Annotated in this window: 1 protein-coding gene; it reads left to right on the forward strand. The window is 53.7% G+C overall.

From position 1 onward, the window contains the following. Positions 1 to 291: hypothetical protein (locus AC1RPQ_RS07755; protein WP_481762223.1), on the forward strand; the 291-nt coding region annotated here is incomplete at its 5' end. Positions 292 to 620: the final 329 nt, after the last annotated feature.

The raw sequence follows: 620 nt of genomic DNA on the forward strand, positions 1-620 counted from the left end.
GATTTCGGTGAAGCAAGCTCAAAGCTGAACGGCTTCACCAATCGAAAGGGGCGCGATCTTCAGGGGGCGGACAAGTCGCGGTTGTACGATGCGAAGCGTGCCCTAGACAATGCGTACGGCTACCGCGACCAGAAGGATAAGCAACAAAAACAAAACGAGAAGCGAAAAGAAACTGCCGACGCCATTCCCGCGTTGTTTACCACAACTAACGGAATCCCTCATGATGGTCCGGCACTCGACACCGGGCTGAGCGCAGCACAACGTCTGCAATCAATTGATAGCGAGAAATAACATGGCATATCAACAAGGCTTCGCAAACGTCTTTTACTCGGCAGCTACCGTGCAAACGGGTGCGGCAACGGTGACTAACGTTTCGGTACCTTGGGACACGCAGTTCCGAGGTCAAGACTACGTGGGTCGCCCATATGTTCTGATTCAACCGAGTTTGGGACGAGACCCGGGCCTATATGTGTTTAATGGGACGCAGTACCTGTTCGGTATCAACTACGAAGATTTCGGCAAGCTCGTGTCCGCAGACTCGACGTTCACCGTCGTCTACAACGCATCAGCCGCAGTCTCAGTTCCGTCGGGAGCTACCGTGTGGACCTGAGGTCAAAAGG

The sequence above is a fragment of the Dellaglioa sp. CoH-57-MRSF-21 genome (assembly GCF_056781915.1).